This window comes from Saccharothrix australiensis (assembly GCF_003634935.1).
Taxonomy (GTDB): Bacteria; Actinomycetota; Actinomycetes; order Mycobacteriales; family Pseudonocardiaceae; genus Actinosynnema; species Actinosynnema australiense.
Genome location: NZ_RBXO01000001.1, coordinates 6,194,302 through 6,213,739, shown reverse-complemented (window position 1 = coordinate 6,213,739; position 19,438 = coordinate 6,194,302). Strand labels below are relative to the sequence as shown.

Here is a 19,438-nt window from a genome sequence, read left to right as displayed (position 1 = left end):
GCAACGGAATCGTGAAAGCCGGACCCGGATGGAGGCGGGTGCGTCACGGTTGGTGAGCGGCCCCCGTGACGCCGGCCCGGACCGGTGCGGCGTGCCCGGTGCTACTTCAGGGTGGCGAGGAAGCTGGTCAGTGCCTTGGTGGTGAGGGTGAGGGTGGGGCCGGTGGGGTTCTTGGAGTCGCGGATGGCGGCGGCTTGTGCGGTGCGGGCGAGTTCGACGCAGTTGGACGCGGTGCCGCTGCGGCTGCTCTTGCGCCAGCGGGTGGTGGTGGGGTCCACGGTTACTCCCTCAGTGCTGCTTGAGACCGGCGAGGAAGGCGGTCAGGCCGTTGGTGGTGAGGACGAGCATGGGACCGCCCGGGTTCTTGGAGTCGCGGATGGCCGCGGCCTCCTCGGTGCGGGCGAGTTCGACGCAGTTCGACGTGTTGGTGCTGCGGCTGCTCTTGCGCCAGCGGGTGGTGGTGGGGTCCACGGTCACTCTCTCAGTGCTGCTTGAGGGCGGTGAGGAAGCTGGTCAGTGCCTTGGTGGTGAGGGTGAGGGTGGGGCCGGTGGGGTTCTTGGAGTCGCGGATGGCGGCGGCCTGTGCGGTGCGGGCGAGTTCGACGCAGTTCGACGTGTTGCTGCTACGGGTGCTCTTGCGCCAGCGGGCGGTCGTGAGGTCCACGGTCACTCCTTGATCAGTGCGGCGAGCAGGTCGGCCGTTGCACCCGGTGCAAGGCCGACTCCGAGAATATTGCGGAGAGCAAGGCGGTAACCCTCCAAGTCGGCGGGGTCTTCGAGGAACAGGCCGGTCACCTGGTTCTCGACGTGCACTATCGCCGGCTCGTGGCGGAACTCCAGGATCATGAACGAACCCCGCAACCCGACGTGTGGTCCCGCGTCCATCGGCACGACGACCACCGTGACGTTCGGGCGCTCGGCGGCGTCCTGGAGCTGCCGGAGTTGGCGGCGCATCACCGCTTGATCACCGACCTGGATGCGGAGCGCCGCCTCGTGGATCACCGCCAGGTACTGCGGGGCGTTGCTCCGGGACAACAAGGTCTGCCGCGCCATCCGCGCGGAGACCAAGGTGTCCAGCTCGTAGTCGGACACGGTCGGGTCGATGGCCTTCACCAGGGCACGGGTGTACTCGGCGGTCTGGAGCAGGCCCGGCACCATCAGCAGTTCGTAGTTGTGTATGCGCAACGCTTTGTTCTCGAAGTCGATGAGCGCGCGCCAGAGTTTCGGCAGCCCCGCCTGGCGTTCCCACCACCCCATCTCCTCGCCCTTGCGCATGAGGTCCAGCAGTTCTTTCCGGCGTGGCGCGGGCACCTTGTAGAAGCCGAGCAGGGAGGCCACGTCGTCGATCTGGAGGCCGCTCTTGCCGGTCTCCATGCGGCTGATCTTGCTGGCCGACACGCCGAGCATCGAGGCCACGTCCTCGCAGCTCAACTGGTGTTGCTCGCGGTATAGTCGGAGCGCGTTGGCGACCGTGCGGGACCGCACGGAGGTGTAGGCGTTACCTGGCATGTGGTTCATGCTGGCCATGCGGACTATGTTCGGCAATGACACGATTGGGCTATATATTGCACCGGTTGCAACGTGTCAGCGTGCCTTTATGAACGCACAAGAGCAGCTCGCGCACATGGCTCAGGTCCCGCTGCGCAAGAAATTCGTCATCCCCGCCGCCGATGGGGTCGGGCCGGCCAGCATCGAACTGACGCTGCCGCACGTCCGGGTCACCGACTCCGACGGCAGCGTGATCGCCATAACGCCCCGGCAGGCCGAGTTGGTGTCCGCCGCCCTCGACAACATCACCTCCTGGTTCGAGGACGTGCGCGACATCCCCGAGGACCTGACCGAAGGCTGACCGCGTCACCCGGCGCGCGTCACCCGGCCGGTGTCAGCAGCGGGTCGGCCCAGCCGCCGACCCGCTCGGGGCCGGGGCACGAGCTGACGTCGCCGTCCGGCGGCTCCAGGCCGAGCACCAGGCGGGTGACGCCGGCGACCGGCACCTCCACCAGTCGCGGTGTCCGGCCGGTCGCGGGGAAGTCCGCGGCCGGCCGGCCGTCGGCCAGCACGAAGAAGTCGAGCGGTTTGGTTTCCGCGGATTCGTCGGATATGCCGATCACCGCCGAGAACCGGTCATATTTCCCGTCGAGGGCGAATTCCACCCGGACCGAACCGCACCACGCGCCGGTGGCCGCCAGCGCGTGGTCGTGGGAGACGTTCCGCAAGCGCATCGGCCCGGTGGTCCACAGATTCTCGGTGGCGTCGTTGCGGACCGGGCGCAAATCCGTCAGCGAAATGGTGTTCGGGCGGGACGACGGGCCGGCGGGCGTGCTTCTCGGCGTGCCGGGCGCGGAGGTGGTCGTGGCGGCGGGCGTCGGGCCCGCGGTCGACGCGGGTGCCGGCGCGCCTTGGCTGCCGAGCACGATGACCAGGGCGAACGTGGCGACGCTCGCGCCGGCCAGCAGGGCGAGCAGGCCCGCCGAGGGCCTGTCCCGGTCGCGGGCGGCGAGGAGGGTGGCCGCGCCGATGACGACGCACACCACCGTGCCGGCGATTTTCAGCAGTGCGGTGGGAAATGTCAGAATGGCGATGAGCGCACCGGTCAGACCGGTGGCGGCACCGGCCCAGCGCGTCGCGGCAATGGTCGTCCTCGATGTGGTCGGACCACTTGTGGGGTGGTTGTCGGTTGAATCATCCCGGTGGTGCCGGCCATCCATTGCTCATGAATCCTTTCCGGTCGGCTGGTGACGCACAGTAGCACCGATCCGGGGTCGGCCAATACGCATGGAACGGTCTAGGCGGAGATCCCTATTTGTGCGGTTGTTGCGGGTGGAAATAGGGCGTCGGCACGGCCCGCGCGGGGCGTCAGATGAGCCCCTCCCGCAACGCGAACGCCACGGCGTGCGCGCGGTTGCGCAGCCGGAACCGGTTGGTGATGTCGTGCAGGATGCTCTTGACGGTCCGCTGCGAGTAGCACAGCTTCTCGGCGATCTCCCTGGTCTCGAACCCGTCGGCGACGAGCCGCAGCACCTCGGCCTCCCGTTCCGACATGCCCGCCATCGTCCAGCCGCGGGGGTGCAGCACGTCGCGCTGCAACCGGGACACCCGGTCCAGCAGCCTGCCCAGCAGGTCCGGCGGCAGCGCGCCCTGGCCCGCCGCGGCGGCCTTCACCAGGCGCACCAACGTGTCCGGGGTGGCGTCGCACCGCTGGACGACGGCCGACACGCCGCCGCCGACGACGTCCAGCAGCGCGGGGTCCGCGATGTCACCCGCGACCAGCACGACGTTCGGGCTGCCCGGCGCCTGGAGGCGGCGCAGCAGCCGCCGCGCCGCGCCGTCTAGCACCTCCAGCACCACCAGCGCGACCGGGGCGGGCTCGCCGGGCTCCACCAACCGGACCTCGGGCCGCGACCGCAGCGCGGTGGTCACCCCGACCCTGCTGATGGGGTCCGCCGCGTGCAGGACCACCACGATCCGCTCACCGTTCATGTCCGCTCCCGCCTCGCGACCCGCTCCCGGCTTCCGACTCCTCGGCGCCGCTGCCCGGCTCCCGGCTCCGATGCCCGGAACCAGCCCGGCATGCGCTCGCCGGCACCGACTGCGGGTCACCGGCTCCCGCCCGATCTGCGGCGTCGGCTTGTGGTGTCGGCCCTTCCTGGGCGACATCGTCGCCGGCCGACGCGGCCCGGCACCACGGGCTCAGGTCCCGAGGTGTCCCGGCTCGTCGCCCAAACCGGCCCGCTTCGCTCGGGACACCGCCTGCGCGCGGTCGGTGACGTGCAGCTTGCGCAGGATGTTCGACACGTGGTTGCGCACGGTCTTCGGGCTGAGCACCAGCACGCGGGCGATCGCGGCGTTGCCCCGGCCGACGGCCATCAGCAGCAGCACCTCCCGCTCCCGCGCGGTCAGCTCCGGGAACGCCGCCACCCCGAACCCGGCCGCGCCGCCGAAGTACGCCGACAGCCGCGCCGCGATCGCCGGGCTGAAGATCGCCTCACCCTCGGCGACCGCCCGCACCGCCCGCACGACCTGCTGCGGCCGGGCCGCCTTGAGCAGGTAGCCCAGCGCGCCCGCGCGCATCGCGGCGGACACCGAATCGTCGTCGTCGAACATGGTCAGCACCAGCACCCGCGCGCCGGGGTCGTGCGCCACGATGCGCCGCGTCGCCTCGACCCCGCCCAGGTCCGGCATGTTGAGGTCCATCACCACCACGTCCGGGCGCAGCGCGGCGGCCATCGCGACCGCGGCCGTCCCGCCGGACGCCTCGCCCACCACGGCCACGTCGGAAGCGGCGCTCAGCGCGGTCGACAGCCCGTAGCGGAACAGCGGGTGGTCGTCCACGACGAGCGCCCGCAGCGCCGGCGGCATCGCCCGCTCACACCGCGCCCGCGACCGGCAGGGCGACGGCGATCCGGGTGCCGCCCGCGGCGGCGCCCTCCATCGCCCACGTCCCGCCGACCTCGTGCGCGCGTTCCCGCATCGAGCCCAGCCCCACGCCGGCCGACGCGGCCCGGTCCGCGCCGCACCCGTCGTCCACGACCTCGACGTGCAGGCCGTCCGCGCACCACAGCCGGACCTCGCAGGTGCGCGCGCGGGCGTGCCGGACGACGTTGGTCAACGCCTCGCGGATGATCCGGTACGCCGCCACCCGCACGGCGACCGGCAGTTCCGGCAGCGCCGGGTCGACCCGGACGAGCACCCGCACCGGGTGCCGGTCCGCCAGCACCGCGACGTGCGCCCGGACCGCGCCGACCAGGCCGAGCGCGGCCAGCTCGGCAGGGCAGTCGCCGGTGGCCGGTGCGGCGGGGCGCGCGTCGGCGACCGGCCGGCCAGGGCGCGTGTCGGTGGTCGGTTCGGCTTGGCGCGTGTCGGCGGCCGGCTCCGCCTGGCACGTGTCGGCGACTGGTGCGGCAGGGCGCGCGTCGGCGACTGGTTCGGCGGGGCGGGTGTCGGCAGTCGGCTCCGCCGGGCGTGCGTCGGCGGCCGGTGCGGCAGGGCGGGCGTCGGTGATCGGTGCGGCAGGGGAGGCGTCGGTGATCGGTGCGGCGGGGCGTGCGCCGGCGGCCAGCCGCCGGACCTCGCGGGCGGCGTCGTGCGCCTCGTCCTCCAGCCGCGCCAGCAGCGACCCGGCCGCCGCCGGGTCGCGCGCCACCAGGTGCCGCGCCGCGCGCAGGCCGAGCGCGATCGCCGCGAGCGACGGCCCCAACCCGTCGTGCAGGTCCCGCAGCACCCGGCGGTGGGCCTCGTCGGCCGGGTCGGTGGACACAGCGGACCTGCGACGCATGCGCCCTCCCCCACCCGGCGGAACCCGGCTGCCCCGATTCGCTAAGAACGTCGGAGAACGGTCACCCCTCGTTTCAAAGAACCGACAGGTTCCCACGTTGGAAGGAATTGATCGCGCCGATGGTGACGGAATGACGTATCGCCGCGTCCGTTGCCTGCTCCATACGGTTAGCAGATGACACGGGAGGGTGGAAATGGGGCAGAGGGGCGGCGGGGCGGTCCTACAGGTTCACCCGACGAGGCTGTGCAACCTCAGATGCCTGCACTGCTACTCCAGTTCCGGGCCCGACGTCGCCGAGTCGGTGCCCATCGCCGTGTTGTCACAGGTCGTCGCCGACGCCGCCACCCTCGGGTACGACGTGCTGAACGTGTCCGGCGGCGAACCGTTCCTCTACCCGGAGCTTTCCGCCCTGCTGCGCGCCGCGCGGGCGACCGGAATGCGAACGACCATCACCACCAACGCGGTGGCGCTCACCCAGCGCCGCATCGGACTGGTGCGCGGACTGGTCGACCTGGTGGCCGTGTCGCTGGACGGCGACCAGGAGACCCACGACCGCATCCGCGACCAGGAAGGGTGTTTCGGCCGGGCGCTCACCGGCATCCGGCGGCTCACCGAGGCGGGCATCCCGGTCGGTGTGGTCACCACCCTCACCCAGCGCAACGCCACCCAGCTCGGCGACGTGGCGCTGGCGGCGTCGCGGTCCGGCGCGCTGCTGTTACAGGTGCACCCGCTGGAGCCCGAGGGCGCGGCGAGCCGCTTCCTGGCGGGTGAGCGGCCGGACGCCGTCGAACTCGCCTACGCGGCCGTCGAGCTGGGGCGCATCGCCGAGGAGCACGGGCTGTCCGTGCAGCTGGACGCCGTGCCGCGCACCGTGCTGGCCCGCCGGCCGGCGGCGTTCATGGCCGCGCCGATCGCCGGGTCGACGCCGCTGGGCCGGTGGCTGCCCCGGCTGGTGGTCGAGGCGAACGGCGCGGTCGTGCCCGTGTCCTACGGGTTCGACCGCCGTTACGCGCTGGGCAACGTGCACGAGCGGTCGTTGGCCGACCTCGTCGGGTCGTGGGACGCGTCGCCGTTCCGGGAGCTGTGCCGCACCACGTGGCAGCGGCTGGTGGACGGCCGCACCGGTCCGCTGATCCCCTGGTACGGGCACCTGGTCCGCGCGTCGCGTGCCCATCGACCAGCCGCCGCAGGACGTTGATTGTTTCGGCGGTGTGTCGATCGCGACTGATGTCAGTGACTGACATCAGTCGCGAGAACCGCTGGTCAATGCCGGTAACCGAGGTCGGCGGCCGGTGTGGTGGCAGCGTCGGCGGCCGGTGCCAGCGGTCGGTGTCGATGGCCGATGTCGGTGCCGGTGGCCGGTGCCGGTGGTCAGGCGCGTCCGGCGAGCAGCTCCGCCGCGCTCCTCGTGTTGATCACGCGGTCCGGTTCGACGCCGCACTCCTCGGCGCGCTCGCACCCGTAGGACAGCCAGTCGAGCTGGCCGGGCGCGTGGGCGTCGCTGTCGATGGCGAACGTGCAGCCCAGTTCCACCGCGAGCCGCAGCAGCCGCCCCGGCGGGTCGCGGCGCTCCGGCCGCGAGTTGATCTCCACCGCCGTCCCGTTGTCCCGGCACGCGGTGAACACGGCCTCCGCGTCGAACTCGGACTCCGGCCTGCCCCTGCCGGTGACCAACCGGCCGGTGCAGTGCCCGAGGACATCCACGTGCGGGTTGGCGACGGCGGTCAGCAGCCGCTCGGTCATCTCCGCCTTCGGCATCCGCAGCTTGGAGTGGACGCTCGCGACCACGACGTCCAACCGCGCCAACAGGTCCGGGTGCTGGTCGAGCGAGCCGTCGAGGAGGATGTCCACCTCGATGCCGGTCAGCACCAGGAACGGCGCGAGTTCGGTGTTCAGCTCGGCCACGACGTCGAGCTGCCTGCGCAGCCGCTCGGCGGACAGCCCGTTGGCGACGGTCAGCCGGGGGGAGTGGTCGGTCAGCACCATCCACTCGTGGCCCAGGTCGCGCGCCGCCTCGGCCATCTCGCGGATCGGGCTGCCGCCGTCGGACCAGTCCGAGTGCGTGTGGCAGTCGCCCTTCAGCAGGGCGCGCATGGCCTGCCCGCCGACCACCGGCTCGCGGAACCGCGACAGGTAGGCCGGTTCGCGGCCCTCCACCGCGTCGACGATCACGCCCGCCGTCGCCTTGCCGATGCCGTTGAGGTCGGTGAGCGTGCCGTCCCGGACCCGGCGCGCCAGGTCGCCCGCCGGCAGCGCCGCGACCACGTCGGCGGCCCGCCGGAACGCCCGCACCCGGTACGTGGGTTCGCCCGCGCGCTCCAACTGGAACGCCACCTGCCGCAATGCCCAGAGGGGGTCCACCCGGTCCTGTCTACTCCGCCCGCGTCCGGGACGCGCGTCAACCGGCCTCGGGGCAACGGAGGAGCGCGCCACCGCCACTGCCGGGCCGCCCGTGCCGCGTCCGCCGCCGGATGGCCGTGCCCCGCCTCGTCACCGGGCGGCGGGGCGCCGCCTCCGGACGGACGTGTCCGGGGCGCGCGCACTGGCAAGCTGGTGGCCGTGCGGCGGATGTCCTTGCCGGTGCTCGTCGTCCTCCTCGCCGGGTGCGGTGCCGACGGGCGGTTCATCGCCATCGACGACGTGCTGGTCCCGGCACCGCCGGTCGCCGCCGGCGGGCACGCGTCGACGGGCGCGTTCCACGTCGACTGCGGGCGCAACGAGGGCCGGCACCTCAGGCCGGCCGACCGCCTCGCCGTCGTGGACGGCACACTGTCGATATCGAGTCCGGCCGGTGGGCCGACCCTGCTTCGAGTGGAGATCCCGTGCCCGCAGACCGCCGGTTCCGGGTAGTGATCGCCGACGACGCGGTGTTGCTCCGCGAGGGCCTGGTCGGTTTGTTGCAGCGGTTCGGCCACACCGTGGTCGCCTCGGTCGGCCGCAACACCGACACCGCCTCGCACCGCGCGCACATCGCGTTCCCGGCGGCGGGCAGCGCGTGCCCCAGGGGCACCTTCCCGGTGCCGCGCCTGCGGGTCCGCGTGGCCTACGGCGTGCCGCCGGGCCGGCCGTTCGCGCTGGACAGCTTCCCCGAGCAGCGCCGCGACCCCCGGACGGACCACGCGATGTTCGTCAACGCCATGCCGGACGCGCTGATGGCGCGGATCACCGCGTGCGTCAACGAGGGCCGCACCTGCGCCTGACCGCGCTCCCCGCCGCCTGCCGGACCGAACACCGCTCGGCGACCACCGCGAGGCGGCCGAGGTGGGTCGCGATCGCCGTCGAGGTGGGTCGCGATCGCCTCGGCTCCGGGCCGTCACCTGCCGCGTGCCGGGCGCGTTCCGCGGTGAACCGGGCCGGTGCGCGCCTGCGGTCAACCGAACCGGGTCGCCGTCCGTGTTCGCGGGCAGGGGGGGCGACGAGAGGAGCGGGCGGATGGCGGCTTCGTGGGCCCGGAACCGGGAAGCCGCGGCCGACGAGGCGCTGATCCGGTCGCTCTACGCGGAGCACGGCCGGGCGCTGCTCGCCTACGCCACGAGGCTCACCGGCGACCGGGCGGCGGCCGAGGACATCCTGCAGGAGACGCTGGTCCGCGCGTGGCGGCACCCGGAGGTCCTGCTCAACGGCAGGGGTCCGGTGCGCGGCTGGCCGTTCACGGTGGCGCGCAACCTCGTCACCGACCGGATCAGGGCACGTGCCGCCCGTCCGAGGGAAGTGGCCGAGTCGCCCGCGACCTCGCCGGTGGAGCGCGACCACGCCGACTCCGTGGTGGACGCGGTGGTGGTGCTGGAGGCGTTGGACCGCCTGTCGTCGGACCACCGCGACGTGCTGCTGGAGATCTACTTCCGCGGGCGGAGCGTCGCCGAGGCGGCGGCGGCCCTGGGTGTGCCGCCCGGCACGGTCAAGTCGAGATCGCACTACGCGTTGCGCGCGCTGAGAGAGGTGTTCGTCGGACGACGGGCCGCGCTGGAGGGGGTGACCGGATGACCACGCACCACGACTCACAGCTGCTGGGCGCCTACGTGCTGGGTGCACTCGACGGGCCGGAGGTGCGCGCGGTGCGTGAGCACCTGGCGGGCTGCCCGGTGTGCCGCGCCGAGGAGCAGGAGCTGCGGGCCGTCGAGGAGGCCATGAGCGAGGTGCCGCCCGAACTGCTGCTCGACGGCCCGCCCGAGGGTGGCGACCCGGTGCTGCGGCGGGCGTTGCGCCAGGCCCGCGCGGAACGCGACCGCCGGGTGCGGCGTCGGCGGTTCGCGGTGGGGCTGGTGGCGGCGGCGGTCGCGGCGGTGGTGCTGGGCGGCGGGTTCGCCGCCGGCCGGAGCACCGCGCCCGCCGACCGGCAGGCGGTGTCGACGCCGCCCGCGCCACCCGCGCCGCCCGCGACCGGCACGCGCGACCGGGTGGGCACGGCGGTCGACCCGGTGACCGGCGCGCGGCTGACCGCGCTGCTCCAACCCGCGCCCGGCTGGGTGCGGGTGAACGCGTCGGTGGCCGGTGTCGCGCAGGACGAGCAGTGCCGGCTGTTCGTCGTGGCCAAGGACGGCACGCGGCGGGAGGCGGGTAGCTGGCTGGTGTCGCCGCTCGGGGAGCGGGAGGGCACGAACCTGGACGGCTCGGCGCTGGTCGCGCCCGAGGACGTCGTCGCGGTGGAGGTGCGCAACTTCGCGGAACGGCACATCGTCACCGTCCGGTTCTGAGGTCGCGCGGTGCCGGGGCCGTCCGCTTCCCGGAACCGCCCGTGCGCCCCGCCTCGCGGGCGGAGCGGGGCGCACGGTGTCCGCAGCGTGGGAGCCTGGTGTAAGGGCACACGATGCCCGCCGCATGGCAGCCGGTGTGAGGCGCACGATCCGCGATGCGTGCGACCGAGCGTAAGAGTGCGCCGTACTCTTAAGTGTCTGGCGTGTGGCGCGCGGTGTTCGCCACGTGGGCTCGGCGCGAGGCGGACCATCTGTATCGCGTGGCGATCACGCGTAAGCGTATGCCGTACTCCTAAGTGGCTCGGCGTGAGGTGCATGACGTCCGCCGTGTGACGGCCCGGTGCGAGTCGCACGATCTGCACGGCGTAGCGATCGAAGGTAGGCGTACACAATACGCCTACCTGGCCCGGTATGAGCGAAGCGAGCCGTCATCCGGCGGTGGATCGCCGAGCAAATGGCGCGCGAGCGGCACGCTTTCGATGTTCTGGCGGCTGCTGAGCCGCCGGCGCGGCCGGCGGTGGGCGACGGCGGGCCACGGCCTGGCGGCGGCCTGGCTGCGGCCTGGCTGCGGCCTGGCTGCGGCGATCGCGAGGACGGTGCCCGGACCCGGCGCGCGGAAGCTGGCGGCTTCATCGGCGCGTTCAAGTTCGCGGTCCGGGTCGTCCTTGCGGTGGGTGTCCACTGCGTGGCGACCCGGTGTAGGGCGCGCGATCTACGCCGTGTGCTGGCCGAGGGGGTGGATGCCGCACGTCTGCGTGCCTCCTCGGAGTGGGGCGGTCGATGTCCGCTGTGTGGCGACCGGGTGTGAGGTGTGCGATCTGCGCGCCGCAGCGACCAAAGTGAGCGTATGGCATACGCCTACCTGATCCGGCATGAGAAGCGCGCGGTGTTCGCCGTGTGGGGCCGGCGTGAGGCGGACCATCTGTGTCGCGTGGTGATCTCGCGTAAGCGTACGTCGTACTCCTAACTGGCTCGGCGTGAGGTGCATGATGTCCGCTGTATGACGGCCCGGTGCGAGTCGCACAATCTGCACGGCGTGGCGACCGGAGGTAGGCGTACGGTATACGCCTACCTGGCGGGTGTGAGTGAAGCGCGTGGATTTCCGTTGCGTGGTGACCCGTGTGGGGCGCGTGATCTACGTCGTGTGCTGGCCGAGGTGGGCGTATGTCGTACGTCTACGTGCCTCCGTGGAATGGGGCGGTTGATGCCTGCCGTATGGCGGCCTTGTGTGAGGTGCGCGACCCGCGCGGCGTAGTGACCGAAGGTTGGCGTATGGTATACGCCTACCTGGTCAGGCATGAAAAGCGCGCGGTGTCCGCTGCGTGGCGATCCGGTGTGGGGCGCGATCTACGTCGCGTGCCGGTCGAATTTGTTGGCCGACGGGTAGTCCATGATCACGTATGTCGGCGCGCCGTCCGGTCTGGTCGCCCTCGTCGACCTCAGGGCGGCCAGGCTGTGGTCGCCGCCCTTGCGACGGCGGGTGACGCCTCAGAGCGCGGCCGGGGTCCAGGGCCGCTGGGCCGCGGGCGTTGAAGTCGTGGATGACATCGCGGACGGTGTCCGGGGCGGCCGCGACCGGCCGTGTGTTCGACGGCGCGGGGGTCCCGGACGACGAGGCCGGGGATGATCATCGCCCGGCGCATCCGGATCGTGCCCTGCCTGCCCCGCCGCACGTGATCCGGCGGGCGACAGCCCTCGTCCCCGGTTGGTCGGCGTGCTCCGACCGGCTCGGCCACCGGCCTGTCCTCCTGCTCGGTGGCAACGTAGTCGCCACCGGGCAGGAGATCGCCACGGGCCGTCGACGGGATCTTCTCCGGCGTGTCCTCAACCTGATCGGGCGTGAGCGTACGGTATACGCTTATGTGGTTCGGTGTGTGACACGCGCGGCACTCGTCGAGTGGCGGTCCGGTGTGAGGCGCGTGGTGTCCGTTGCGCGGTGGCACGTGTGGGCGCTCGACCGCGCGGCGTCGGTGGTCAGGGTCGGAGTACGACCTTGCCGGTGGTCGCGCGGCTTTCCAGCGCGGTGTGCGCCGCGGCGGCTTCGGACAGCGGGAACGACGTCGTCAGCGGCGTGAGCCGACCGTCAGCCAGCGCCTTGAGCGCCGCCGTCTCCAGCTCCCGCAGGTTCATCTTCTTCAGGATGCGCGGCCCCACCGCGACCGACGCCGTCAGGCCACGCGCGTACAGGTCGGCGGTCTCGATGCGGGTCGGCTCGCCCGACGACCAGCCGAACAGCACGATCCGACCACCGACCCCGAGCAGTTCCAACGCCTGCCGCCCGCGCGTGCCGCCGACGCCGTCGAGCGCGACGCTCACCTCGCCGACCTCGGCCCGCACCACGTCCGCCCAGTCGTCGCGGGTGTAGTCCACGACCAGGTCGGCCCCGAGGTCGCGCACCGCCTCCAGCTTGCCGGTGCTCGCCGCGCCGACCACCCGCGCGCCGACGGCCTTGGCCTCCTGCACGAACAGCGCGCCCAGACCACCCGCCGCCGCGGGCACCAGCACCACGTCGTCCGGTGACAGCTCGGCGACGCGCAGCACGCCGTACGCGGTGCGCCCGGTCCCGATCATGGCCACCGCCGCGTCCTCGGTGACGTGGTCGGGCAGCTCGTGCAGCGAGGCGGCGTGCGCGACGGCCAGCTCGGCGTACCCGCCGTGGGCCGCGCCGAGGTGCGCCACGACCCGCTTGCCCAGCCAGCCCGCGTCGACGTCGTCGCCCAGCGCGGTCACCACGCCGGCCACCTCGCGGCCGGGTGTCATGGGCAGCTCGGGCACCGCGAACGGCCCGCCCGCGTCACCGCGGCGGATCGACGCGTCGAGCAGGTGCACGCCGGCGGCGCGCACGGCGACCAGCACCTGTCCGGCCTGCGGGCGCGGGTCGGGCGTCTCCTCGTAGCGCAGGTTCTCGGCCGGGCCGAACTCGTGCTGGCGGATGGCGTGCATCGTGCTTCCCCCTCGGGTCGTCGTTGATCGACACGGTAGGAGTTCGACTTGACTGGAGGTCAACTCCGAGCGATCCACGCCACTCCGGCCGGTCCGGGCCATCCAGCCGGGTCACGCGGTTCGGCCACCGACCCCGCCTGTAGCCCAACCCCGGCACGCGCTCGTACGTCCTCCACCGCGTGAAGCACTTCGACCACAACGCGTACTACCACCCGCTGCTGCTGGGGCACGTGCCACCGGGTGCGCGGACGGCGCTCGACATCGGGTGCGGGCACGGGGTGTTCGCGGGCAAGCTGGCCGCGCGCGGGCTCGCCGTGACGGCCGTCGACCGGGCCGTCGAGGCCGACGTTCCGGGGGTGTCGTTCCGGCGTGCGGACGCGCTGGCCGACGACCTCGGCGGGCCCTACGACTTCGTGTCGTGCATCGCCGCGCTGCACCACATGCCGTTCGGCACGGCCATCGCGCGGTTCCGGGACCTGGTCGCGCCGGGCGGCGTGCTCGCCGTGCTGGGACTGGCCAAGGAGAAGACCGCCCGCGACTGGGCGGTCAGCCTGGCTTCGCTGCCGTTGAGCCTCGCCGTGCGCCTGGTGCGCGACGACCCCGTGGACAGCGCGCCGGTGCGCGACTGGTCCATGTCGGTCGACGAGATCAAGGCGGGCGCGGAGCGGTTGATCCCCGGCGCGCGGGTTCGACGCCACCTGTACTGGCGGTACTCGCTGGTGTGGTCCAAGCCGCGCGCCGATACCCGATAACGGGTTAATGCTTTGACGGCGGGACGGTTCCGGGGCGATAGTTCCGTCGGCCGACGAAAAAGGGGGTGACGTGGTGAAAACCGAAGTGTCCGACTGGACCGGCGCGGCGACGCGCGTGTTCCGCGAAGTGCCCTCCACAGCGCCGCCGACCTGCGCATAGGCCCGTTTCGGCGTGCGCCTGGGCGGGTGTCGGCGGGCAATTGTCGGCACCTTGCGCTTTTCGTCGTGGCGATGTGCGCGGAATGCCGCGCCCCGCGACGCCCCGACCTTCATGGGGTGGGTCGGGACGGAACCCCGGCACGGCGGGGTCGGTGACTCCTGTCCGGACGGGAACGGGTCCGTGCGCCCGTCCCCACCCCGGTCCGCCCCTCGCCTCGCCCCCCGGTCCCTCCTCGCTCCCACCCCCGGTCCACCCTCCGGTTTGCCCTCTGTGACGGTCGGGTAGCCGAAGGTCGTCCGGAGCCCGGCTGGCGGGCTCCCGTGGTCCTCGTGGGAGGGCGTGATGACCCACTCGACCGTCGGTCGTGTCAAGGTCGCGGGACTCCAGCCCGCCCAGGTGCTGGCGGGCCTGCTCGGCGTGGTGTTCCTCGTGGCCGGCATCGCCGGTTTCGTGCGGACGGGGTTCGGCGACTTCGCCGGCGAACACCACTCGATGCTGCTCGGTTTCGCGGTCAACCCGCTGCACAACGTGATCCACCTGGCGTTCGGCGTGCTGGGCCTGCTGATGGCCACCGGCTCGGGGCTTGCCCGGCTGTACGGCTGGATCGTGTTCCTGGCCTACGGCGCCGTGCTGGTGTGGGGTCTGATGCTGGCCGGCGTCGTGTCGGCCAACCCGGTCGCGGGTCTGGGCAACCCGCTGGCGCTCAACACCAACGACAACTGGCTGCACCTCGGCCTCGCCGCGGTGGGCCTGCTGATCGCCGTGCTGCCCGCGCGGCGGAAGCTCGTGACGGAGCAGGACGCGGCGCCGGTCGCGCCGCCCGCCGACCAGCCCGTCCACCGCTCGGCGGACGAGCCGGTCACGGAGCCGGTGCGCGGTGAGAGCATCCGCGACCCGCGGACGATGCCCGTCCAGCGGGACCAGGAGGGCCGCCTGCACGAGGCCGACCCGCACGGCCACCACGCCGAGCGGGAGCCGCGCGTCGAATCGGCCGACCCGACCGTCTCGCCGCGCCCGGTCCAGCCGATCGACCCGGCCATCGCCGAACAGCACAAGGCACGGCACTACCGCTGATACGCCGCCACCGGATGACCGTTTGCGTTGATGTCAGTCACTGACATCAACGCAAACGCCTGTTTCCCCGGAAAGAACGGCGCGTCCGGCGCAGCGCGGTCGACGCGGCGGCAGGCGGCCTGATACCGGTCACCGACATCAGCGACGACCGTGCCACCCAAGAAAACCGAGGCGTTGTCGCCGCGCGGTTGACGGCACGGGTGCGGACCGCGTCCGGGGTGGAGCCTGGCATCCTGGACGGCGATGTCGACATTCGCGCAGTGGACGCCCGCCGTGCTCGCCCTGGTCGTCGTGGCCAGCCCCGGTGTCTGGCGGTGGAGCCGCACGACGATCACCATCGCGCACGAGGGAGGGCACGCCCTGGTCGCGCTGCTCACCGGCCGCCGGCTGGAGGGCATCAAGCTCAACGCGGACACCTCCGGCGTGACCGTGTCGCGCGGCAGGCCGACCGGGCTCGCCGTGATGCTGATGTACCTGGCCGGGTACGTGACGCCGTCGCTGCTCGGGCTCGGCGCGGCGGCGCTCGTGACCGTCGGGCAGGTGCGCCCGCTGCTGTGGGCGACGGTCGTGCTGCTGGTCGGGATGCTGGTGATGATCCGCAACCTGTTCGGCGTGGTGTCGGTGGTGGCGACGGGCGGGGTGATGTTCGCCGTGTCCTGGTACGCCACGGCCGAGTGGCAGGCGGCGTTCGCCCTGTTCGTGTCCTGGTTCCTGCTGTTGGGCGGGGTGCGGCCGGTGGGCGAGTTGCAGAGCCGCCGCCTGCGCGGGCGGGCGCCGAACTCCGACGCCGACCAGTTGGCGCGCATCACCCGCGTGCCGGGGTTGCTGTGGGTGCTGCTGTTCGCGGTCGTCACGATCGGGGCGCTGGTGCTCGGCGGGCGGATGCTGCTGCCGTTCTGATCCGGCCGGCGCGGGTGTCGCCGAGGCGTTGCCGGGGAAGGACGTGCCGCCCGGCGACCTGTCCGGTGTGACCGGTTCGATCGGACTGCTCGGCACGCGACCCGGCGACGAGCCGGTGCGCGACTTCGGGTGCGTTGCCCGACCGGGGTGACGTGGGACGCGGTGGCGGAGGGCGTGCGCACCGAGGTTCAGGAGTTGCTGCGCGGGTAACCCCGCCACATGGTCAGCATCGGATACTTCCTCTCCTGTGAGGAGCACGGGCCGCGCGAGCTGGTCCGGCAGGCCAGGCAGGCCCAGGACGCCGGGTTCGGGCGGCTGTGGATCTCCGACCACTTCCACCCGTGGAACGACGAGCAGGGCCAGAGCCCGTTCGTGTGGTCGGTGATCGGGGCGCTGTCGGAGGTGACGACGCTGCCGATCACGACCGCCGTCACGTGCCCCACGATGCGCACCCACCCGGCCGTCGTCGCGCAGGCCGCCGCCACGGCCGCCGTGCAGTGCGAGGGCCGGTTCGTGCTCGGCGTCGGCTCCGGCGAAGCCCTCAACGAGCACATCCTCGGCGACCCGTGGCCGTCCGCGCCGCGTCGCCTGGAGATGCTGGAGGAAGCCGTCGAGGTGATCCGGAAGCTGCACACCGGCGAGGACGTCGAGCACCGCGGCAGGCACTACACCGTGGAGAACGCCCGCGTCTACACGCTGCCCGACGAGCCGGTGCCGATCTACGTGTCGGCGTTCGGTCCCAAGGCGGCGACGCTGGCCGGGCGGATCGGCGACGGCCTGTGCAGCACCAAGCCGGACGCGTCGCTGGTGCGGAAGTTCCACGAGACCGGCGGCCACGGCAAACCGACGCAGGCCGGGTTCAAGGTGTGCTGGGCGCCCACCGCCGAGGAGGGCGCGGCGACCGCGTTCCGCCTGTGGCCCAACGAGCAGCTGCCCGGTGAGCTGGCCCAGGTGCTGCCCACGCCGCGGCACTTCGAGCAGGCGTCGACCCTCGTCACGGAGGAGATGGTGGCGGGCGCGCTGCCCGTCGGCCCCGACCCCGAGCCGTACGCGAAGGCGGTGCGGGAGTACGCCGACGCGGGGTTCGACGAGGTGTACGTGCAGCAGATCGGTCCCCGCCAGGGGGAGTTCTTCGAGTTCTGGGCCCGCGAGGTGGCCCCCTTGATCGACGGAGGTGCGCGATGACCGCGGCGGGTACGCCCGATCCCGACACGACCGAGCCCGGCCTGACCGATCCGGAGACGACCGATCCCGACGAGCGGCCGCTGGACGAGATCGAGCAGCTCGACGAGGACGAGCTGAACCGCGACCCGCTGGAGGAGGGCATGGACCCGCCCGAGCGGTGGTCGGCCGCCGACCGGCGTCCCACCCCCCGTGAGCTGCGGGAAGGGGAGACGCTGGACGAGCGGCTCGCCCAGGAGGAACCCGACGCGCAGGGGTAACCCGAACGGGGGCAGGAACGTTTGTCCCACCCGTCCGCCGGGGTACGCCGTGATCAGCACCTGAAACGACTCCAGCAGGGGGTATTCCCGAGATGACCAGCACCGCGCGCCTGCCCAAGCCCGTGACCGACGTCTGGGACTGGCAGAAGGAAGGGCTCTGCCGAGGCCGCGACAGCGCCGTCTTCTTCCACCCGGACAACGAGCGCGGCTCCGCCCGCGCGGCACGCGAGGAGAAGGCCAAGCAGCTGTGCGGTCGCTGCCCGGTGCTCCGCGAGTGCCGGGAGCACGCCCTGGCCGTCCAGGAGCCGTACGGCGTCTGGGGCGGCATGGGCGAGGACGAGCGCCGCCGCATCATCGCCGCCGCCCGCCGCCGGGTGGCCGCGTGACCGTGGTCGCGACGACGCGACCCCCGTCGGCCGGCACGCCCCCTGCGACAGGCCCGGACCCCGCGCCCGCACGGAGTCCGGGCCTGCCGTCGCAGGCCGTCCGCTCCGGGCCGACGGTGGTGGCCCCGGCGAGCGGTGGGTCGACGACTCCGCGACCGGTCGGGCCACCGGTGTCCGGTCACCCGGTCGCCGGCACGGTGGGCAGGCCCACGATCCCGGCACGGACGACGCGCGTGACCTCGGGTATCCACCCGCACACGGGACGTCACCGGGAATGCGCGGCCACAACCGGGAAATGCCCGGCCACAACCGGGAAACCCGCGAGAACGGCAGCCGCGCGCGAGCCCGAGGGCGTCGCGCGCGGCGATACGGCGCCTCCGCGAAGGCCGTGGCGCAGGGCAACACCATGGCGGCGCAGGGCGACACCATGAAGGCCCCTGCTCAAGGCGACTTCGTGCGGGCTGCCACTCCGCGCACCGTCGAAGCCGCTACTCCGTGAGCCCGTCGCGCAGCTGCCGCAACGTCTTGGCGAGCAGCCGCGACACGTGCATCTGCGAGATCCCGACCTTCTGCGCGATCTGCGTCTGCGTCATGTTGCCGAAGAACCGCATCACGACGATCTTCCGCTCCCGCTCCGGCAGCTTCTCCAGCAGCGGGTGCAGCGCCTCGCGCTGCTCGATCGCCTCCAGCTCCGGGTCCTCCTCGCCGAGCGTGCTGCCCAGCGAGATGGAGCTGTCGTCGGCCACCAGCAGGTCGTCCAGGGACGCGCTGTGGTAGGCGTTGCCCGCCGCGAGCCCCTCGTGGATCTCCTCCCGGCTCAGCCCCAGGTGCTCGGCCAGCTCCGACGGCGTCGGCGCGCGGCCGAGCTGCTGGGACAGCCGCGCCGACCCCGCGTTGATCGCCAGGTGCAGCTCCTTGAGCCGCCGCGGCATCCGCACCGACCACGACGAGTCGCGGAAGTACTTGCGGACCTCGCCCATGATGGTCGGCACGGCGAAGGACAGGAAGTCGCTGCCCCGCTCCGGGTCGAACCGGTCCACCGCGTTGATGAGCCCGACCGTGGCCACCTGCACCAGGTCGTCGTACGGCTCGCCGCGGTGGCCGAACCGGCGGGCGATGTGCCTGGCCACCGGCAGGTGCTCGGTGACCAGCTCGTCGCGCAGGCGCTCCCGCTCGGGGTCGCCGGGCGCGGTCGCCGCCAGGCGCACGAACAGCGGCGCCAGGTGGTCGTAGTCCCCTTGCGAACGCGTGGTGCCCCCGTTGTCGGATGCCGTCACGCCGTCCCCTGCGAGCGCTTGACGAGGTCGATGTGCACCTCGTAGGCGTCGTTGCGGGGCGCCACCCAGGTGGTGACCGAGTCGACCAGGGCGCTGAGCACCCGCCAGCCGAAGCTGTCCCGGTCCGGCGGCGCCGAGCGCTTCGAGCCGACCGTGGTGAACACCTGCACGGCACCGCTCACCACGATGAACCGGGCGCTGAGCACGGCGCTCGGCTCGGCCAGCGAGATGAGCGTCGAGCACGCCTCGTCCACCGCCAGCTTCAGGTCCTCGATCGAGTCCAGGTCGAAGTCCTGGCGCATGGCGATGTCGGCCGCCACCGCCCGGACGATCGACAGCTGGGTGGGATCGGCGGCCATCCGCAACTCCACCCCGGCCAAGGGGTCATCCGAATCGCCGCTCAGCGGCTCCGTGTGCGACACGCTCACCTCATCGTCCGTTTCTGTCTCGGCGGTGCTGAAGCTATCGGTACCCGAACTGATCGAACCTCACACGTGTAACGCCCGCCCGTCCTGGGAAGACTTCTTGTTGCGCC

At 72.6% G+C, this 19,438-nt stretch carries 25 protein-coding genes; 12 read left to right on the top strand and 13 right to left on the bottom strand.

Annotated features, from left to right (window positions below):
* Positions 1-101: 101 nt before the first annotated feature.
* Genes C8E97_RS26275 through C8E97_RS26260 form a run of 4 tightly spaced genes read right to left on the bottom strand, consistent with a single transcriptional unit; the run spans position 102 to position 1,527 of the window.
* Positions 102-278: a DUF397 domain-containing protein gene (locus C8E97_RS26275; protein WP_121008115.1), complete on the bottom strand. Its 177-nt coding sequence runs from the start codon at positions 276-278 to the stop codon at positions 102-104.
* A gap of 10 nt (positions 279-288) precedes the next feature.
* Positions 289-477 (bottom strand): DUF397 domain-containing protein, encoded by a 189-nt coding sequence (locus C8E97_RS26270; protein WP_425470597.1) that lies wholly within the window; start codon positions 475-477, stop codon positions 289-291.
* 4 nt (positions 478-481) lie between these two features.
* Positions 482-664 carry a DUF397 domain-containing protein gene (locus C8E97_RS26265; protein ID WP_121008114.1) on the bottom strand — a complete coding sequence of 61 codons (183 nt, stop codon included), beginning with the start codon at positions 662-664 and terminating at the stop codon, positions 482-484.
* 2 nt (positions 665-666) lie between these two features.
* A complete protein-coding gene (locus C8E97_RS26260; RefSeq protein ID WP_246019176.1) occupies positions 667-1,527 on the bottom strand; it encodes a helix-turn-helix domain-containing protein in 861 nt (286 codons plus the stop codon).
* Between the two features lie 70 nt (positions 1,528-1,597).
* Between C8E97_RS26260 and C8E97_RS26255 the strand changes: the two genes are divergently transcribed.
* Positions 1,598-1,849: a hypothetical protein gene (locus C8E97_RS26255; protein WP_147455241.1), complete on the top strand. Its 252-nt coding sequence runs from the start codon at positions 1,598-1,600 to the stop codon at positions 1,847-1,849.
* A gap of 19 nt (positions 1,850-1,868) precedes the next feature.
* On the opposite strand, the gene C8E97_RS26250 is transcribed toward C8E97_RS26255, so the two are convergent.
* From C8E97_RS26250 to C8E97_RS36300, 4 genes are all read right to left on the bottom strand, one after another.
* Positions 1,869-2,708, bottom strand: coding sequence for an NPCBM/NEW2 domain-containing protein (locus C8E97_RS26250; RefSeq protein ID WP_121008112.1), 840 nt, complete (start codon positions 2,706-2,708; stop codon positions 1,869-1,871).
* A gap of 148 nt (positions 2,709-2,856) precedes the next feature.
* Complete coding sequence (locus C8E97_RS26245; protein ID WP_121008111.1) at positions 2,857-3,480, bottom strand: helix-turn-helix transcriptional regulator; 624 nt, start codon at positions 3,478-3,480, stop codon at positions 2,857-2,859.
* Between the two features lie 210 nt (positions 3,481-3,690).
* A complete protein-coding gene (locus C8E97_RS26240; RefSeq protein WP_121008110.1) occupies positions 3,691-4,359 on the bottom strand; it encodes a response regulator in 669 nt (222 codons plus the stop codon).
* Positions 4,360-4,366: 7 nt separating this feature from the next.
* Positions 4,367-5,275 (bottom strand): ATP-binding protein, encoded by a 909-nt coding sequence (locus C8E97_RS36300; RefSeq protein WP_246019175.1) that lies wholly within the window; start codon positions 5,273-5,275, stop codon positions 4,367-4,369.
* A 193-nt stretch (positions 5,276-5,468) separates the two neighbouring features.
* On the opposite strand from C8E97_RS36300, the gene C8E97_RS26225 reads away from it, so the two are divergent.
* On the top strand, positions 5,469-6,473 hold the full coding sequence (locus C8E97_RS26225) for a radical SAM protein (protein ID WP_121008109.1): 1,005 nt from the start codon (positions 5,469-5,471) through the stop codon (positions 6,471-6,473).
* 173 nt (positions 6,474-6,646) lie between these two features.
* On the opposite strand, the gene C8E97_RS26220 is transcribed toward C8E97_RS26225, so the two are convergent.
* On the bottom strand, positions 6,647-7,636 hold the full coding sequence (locus tag C8E97_RS26220; protein WP_121008108.1) for a PHP domain-containing protein: 990 nt from the start codon (positions 7,634-7,636) through the stop codon (positions 6,647-6,649).
* 198 nt (positions 7,637-7,834) lie between these two features.
* On the opposite strand from C8E97_RS26220, the gene C8E97_RS26215 reads away from it, so the two are divergent.
* From C8E97_RS26215 to C8E97_RS26200, 4 genes are all read left to right on the top strand, one after another.
* Complete coding sequence (locus tag C8E97_RS26215) at positions 7,835-8,125, top strand: hypothetical protein (RefSeq protein WP_147455240.1); 291 nt, start codon at positions 7,835-7,837, stop codon at positions 8,123-8,125.
* Positions 8,098-8,475 (top strand): hypothetical protein, encoded by a 378-nt coding sequence (locus C8E97_RS36605; protein WP_170211996.1) that lies wholly within the window; start codon positions 8,098-8,100, stop codon positions 8,473-8,475. Before C8E97_RS26215 ends, C8E97_RS36605 begins: the two co-directional genes overlap by 28 nt.
* Positions 8,476-8,707: 232 nt before the next feature.
* Positions 8,708-9,259 (top strand): sigma-70 family RNA polymerase sigma factor, encoded by a 552-nt coding sequence (locus tag C8E97_RS26205; protein WP_121008106.1) that lies wholly within the window; start codon positions 8,708-8,710, stop codon positions 9,257-9,259.
* Positions 9,256-9,969, top strand: a complete 714-nt coding sequence (locus C8E97_RS26200; RefSeq protein WP_121008105.1) for an anti-sigma factor family protein — start codon at positions 9,256-9,258, stop codon at positions 9,967-9,969. The genes C8E97_RS26205 and C8E97_RS26200 overlap by 4 nt, the downstream gene beginning before the upstream one ends.
* A gap of 397 nt (positions 9,970-10,366) precedes the next feature.
* Here the strand turns inward: C8E97_RS26200 and C8E97_RS34160 are convergent, their stop codons facing one another.
* Both C8E97_RS34160 and C8E97_RS26185 read right to left on the bottom strand, forming a co-directional pair.
* Entirely contained in the window at positions 10,367-10,651 is a 285-nt protein-coding gene (locus C8E97_RS34160; protein ID WP_147455239.1) for a hypothetical protein, read from the bottom strand.
* 1,292 nt (positions 10,652-11,943) lie between these two features.
* Complete coding sequence (locus C8E97_RS26185) at positions 11,944-12,912, bottom strand: zinc-binding dehydrogenase (RefSeq protein WP_121008104.1); 969 nt, start codon at positions 12,910-12,912, stop codon at positions 11,944-11,946.
* 179 nt (positions 12,913-13,091) lie between these two features.
* Here C8E97_RS26185 and C8E97_RS26180 point away from each other — a divergent pair, with 179 nt between their 5' ends.
* The 6 genes from C8E97_RS26180 to C8E97_RS26155 all read left to right on the top strand — a co-directional run bounded on the left by C8E97_RS26180 (position 13,092) and on the right by C8E97_RS26155 (position 17,626).
* On the top strand, positions 13,092-13,664 hold the full coding sequence (locus C8E97_RS26180) for a class I SAM-dependent methyltransferase (RefSeq protein WP_121008103.1): 573 nt from the start codon (positions 13,092-13,094) through the stop codon (positions 13,662-13,664).
* 502 nt (positions 13,665-14,166) lie between these two features.
* Positions 14,167-14,898, top strand: coding sequence for a DUF4383 domain-containing protein (locus tag C8E97_RS26175; protein WP_121008102.1), 732 nt, complete (start codon positions 14,167-14,169; stop codon positions 14,896-14,898).
* A 243-nt stretch (positions 14,899-15,141) separates the two neighbouring features.
* Positions 15,142-15,798: a M50 family metallopeptidase gene (locus tag C8E97_RS26170; protein WP_121008101.1), complete on the top strand. Its 657-nt coding sequence runs from the start codon at positions 15,142-15,144 to the stop codon at positions 15,796-15,798.
* 219 nt (positions 15,799-16,017) lie between these two features.
* A complete protein-coding gene (locus C8E97_RS26165; protein ID WP_121008100.1) occupies positions 16,018-16,983 on the top strand; it encodes a TIGR03557 family F420-dependent LLM class oxidoreductase in 966 nt (321 codons plus the stop codon).
* Positions 16,980-17,240, top strand: coding sequence for a hypothetical protein (locus tag C8E97_RS26160; RefSeq protein WP_425470596.1), 261 nt, complete (start codon positions 16,980-16,982; stop codon positions 17,238-17,240). Before C8E97_RS26165 ends, C8E97_RS26160 begins: the two co-directional genes overlap by 4 nt.
* 92 nt (positions 17,241-17,332) lie before the next feature.
* The gene (locus tag C8E97_RS26155; protein WP_121008099.1) at positions 17,333-17,626 is read left to right on the top strand and encodes a WhiB family transcriptional regulator; all 294 of its coding nucleotides are present in this window, start codon (positions 17,333-17,335) and stop codon (positions 17,624-17,626) included.
* A 488-nt stretch (positions 17,627-18,114) separates the two neighbouring features.
* On the opposite strand, the gene C8E97_RS26150 is transcribed toward C8E97_RS26155, so the two are convergent.
* Complete coding sequence (locus C8E97_RS26150) at positions 18,115-18,903, bottom strand: SigB/SigF/SigG family RNA polymerase sigma factor (RefSeq protein ID WP_121008098.1); 789 nt, start codon at positions 18,901-18,903, stop codon at positions 18,115-18,117.
* Positions 18,900-19,325 (bottom strand): ATP-binding protein, encoded by a 426-nt coding sequence (locus C8E97_RS26145; RefSeq protein ID WP_246019173.1) that lies wholly within the window; start codon positions 19,323-19,325, stop codon positions 18,900-18,902. The genes C8E97_RS26150 and C8E97_RS26145 overlap by 4 nt, the downstream gene beginning before the upstream one ends.
* Positions 19,326-19,438 lie beyond the last annotated feature (113 nt).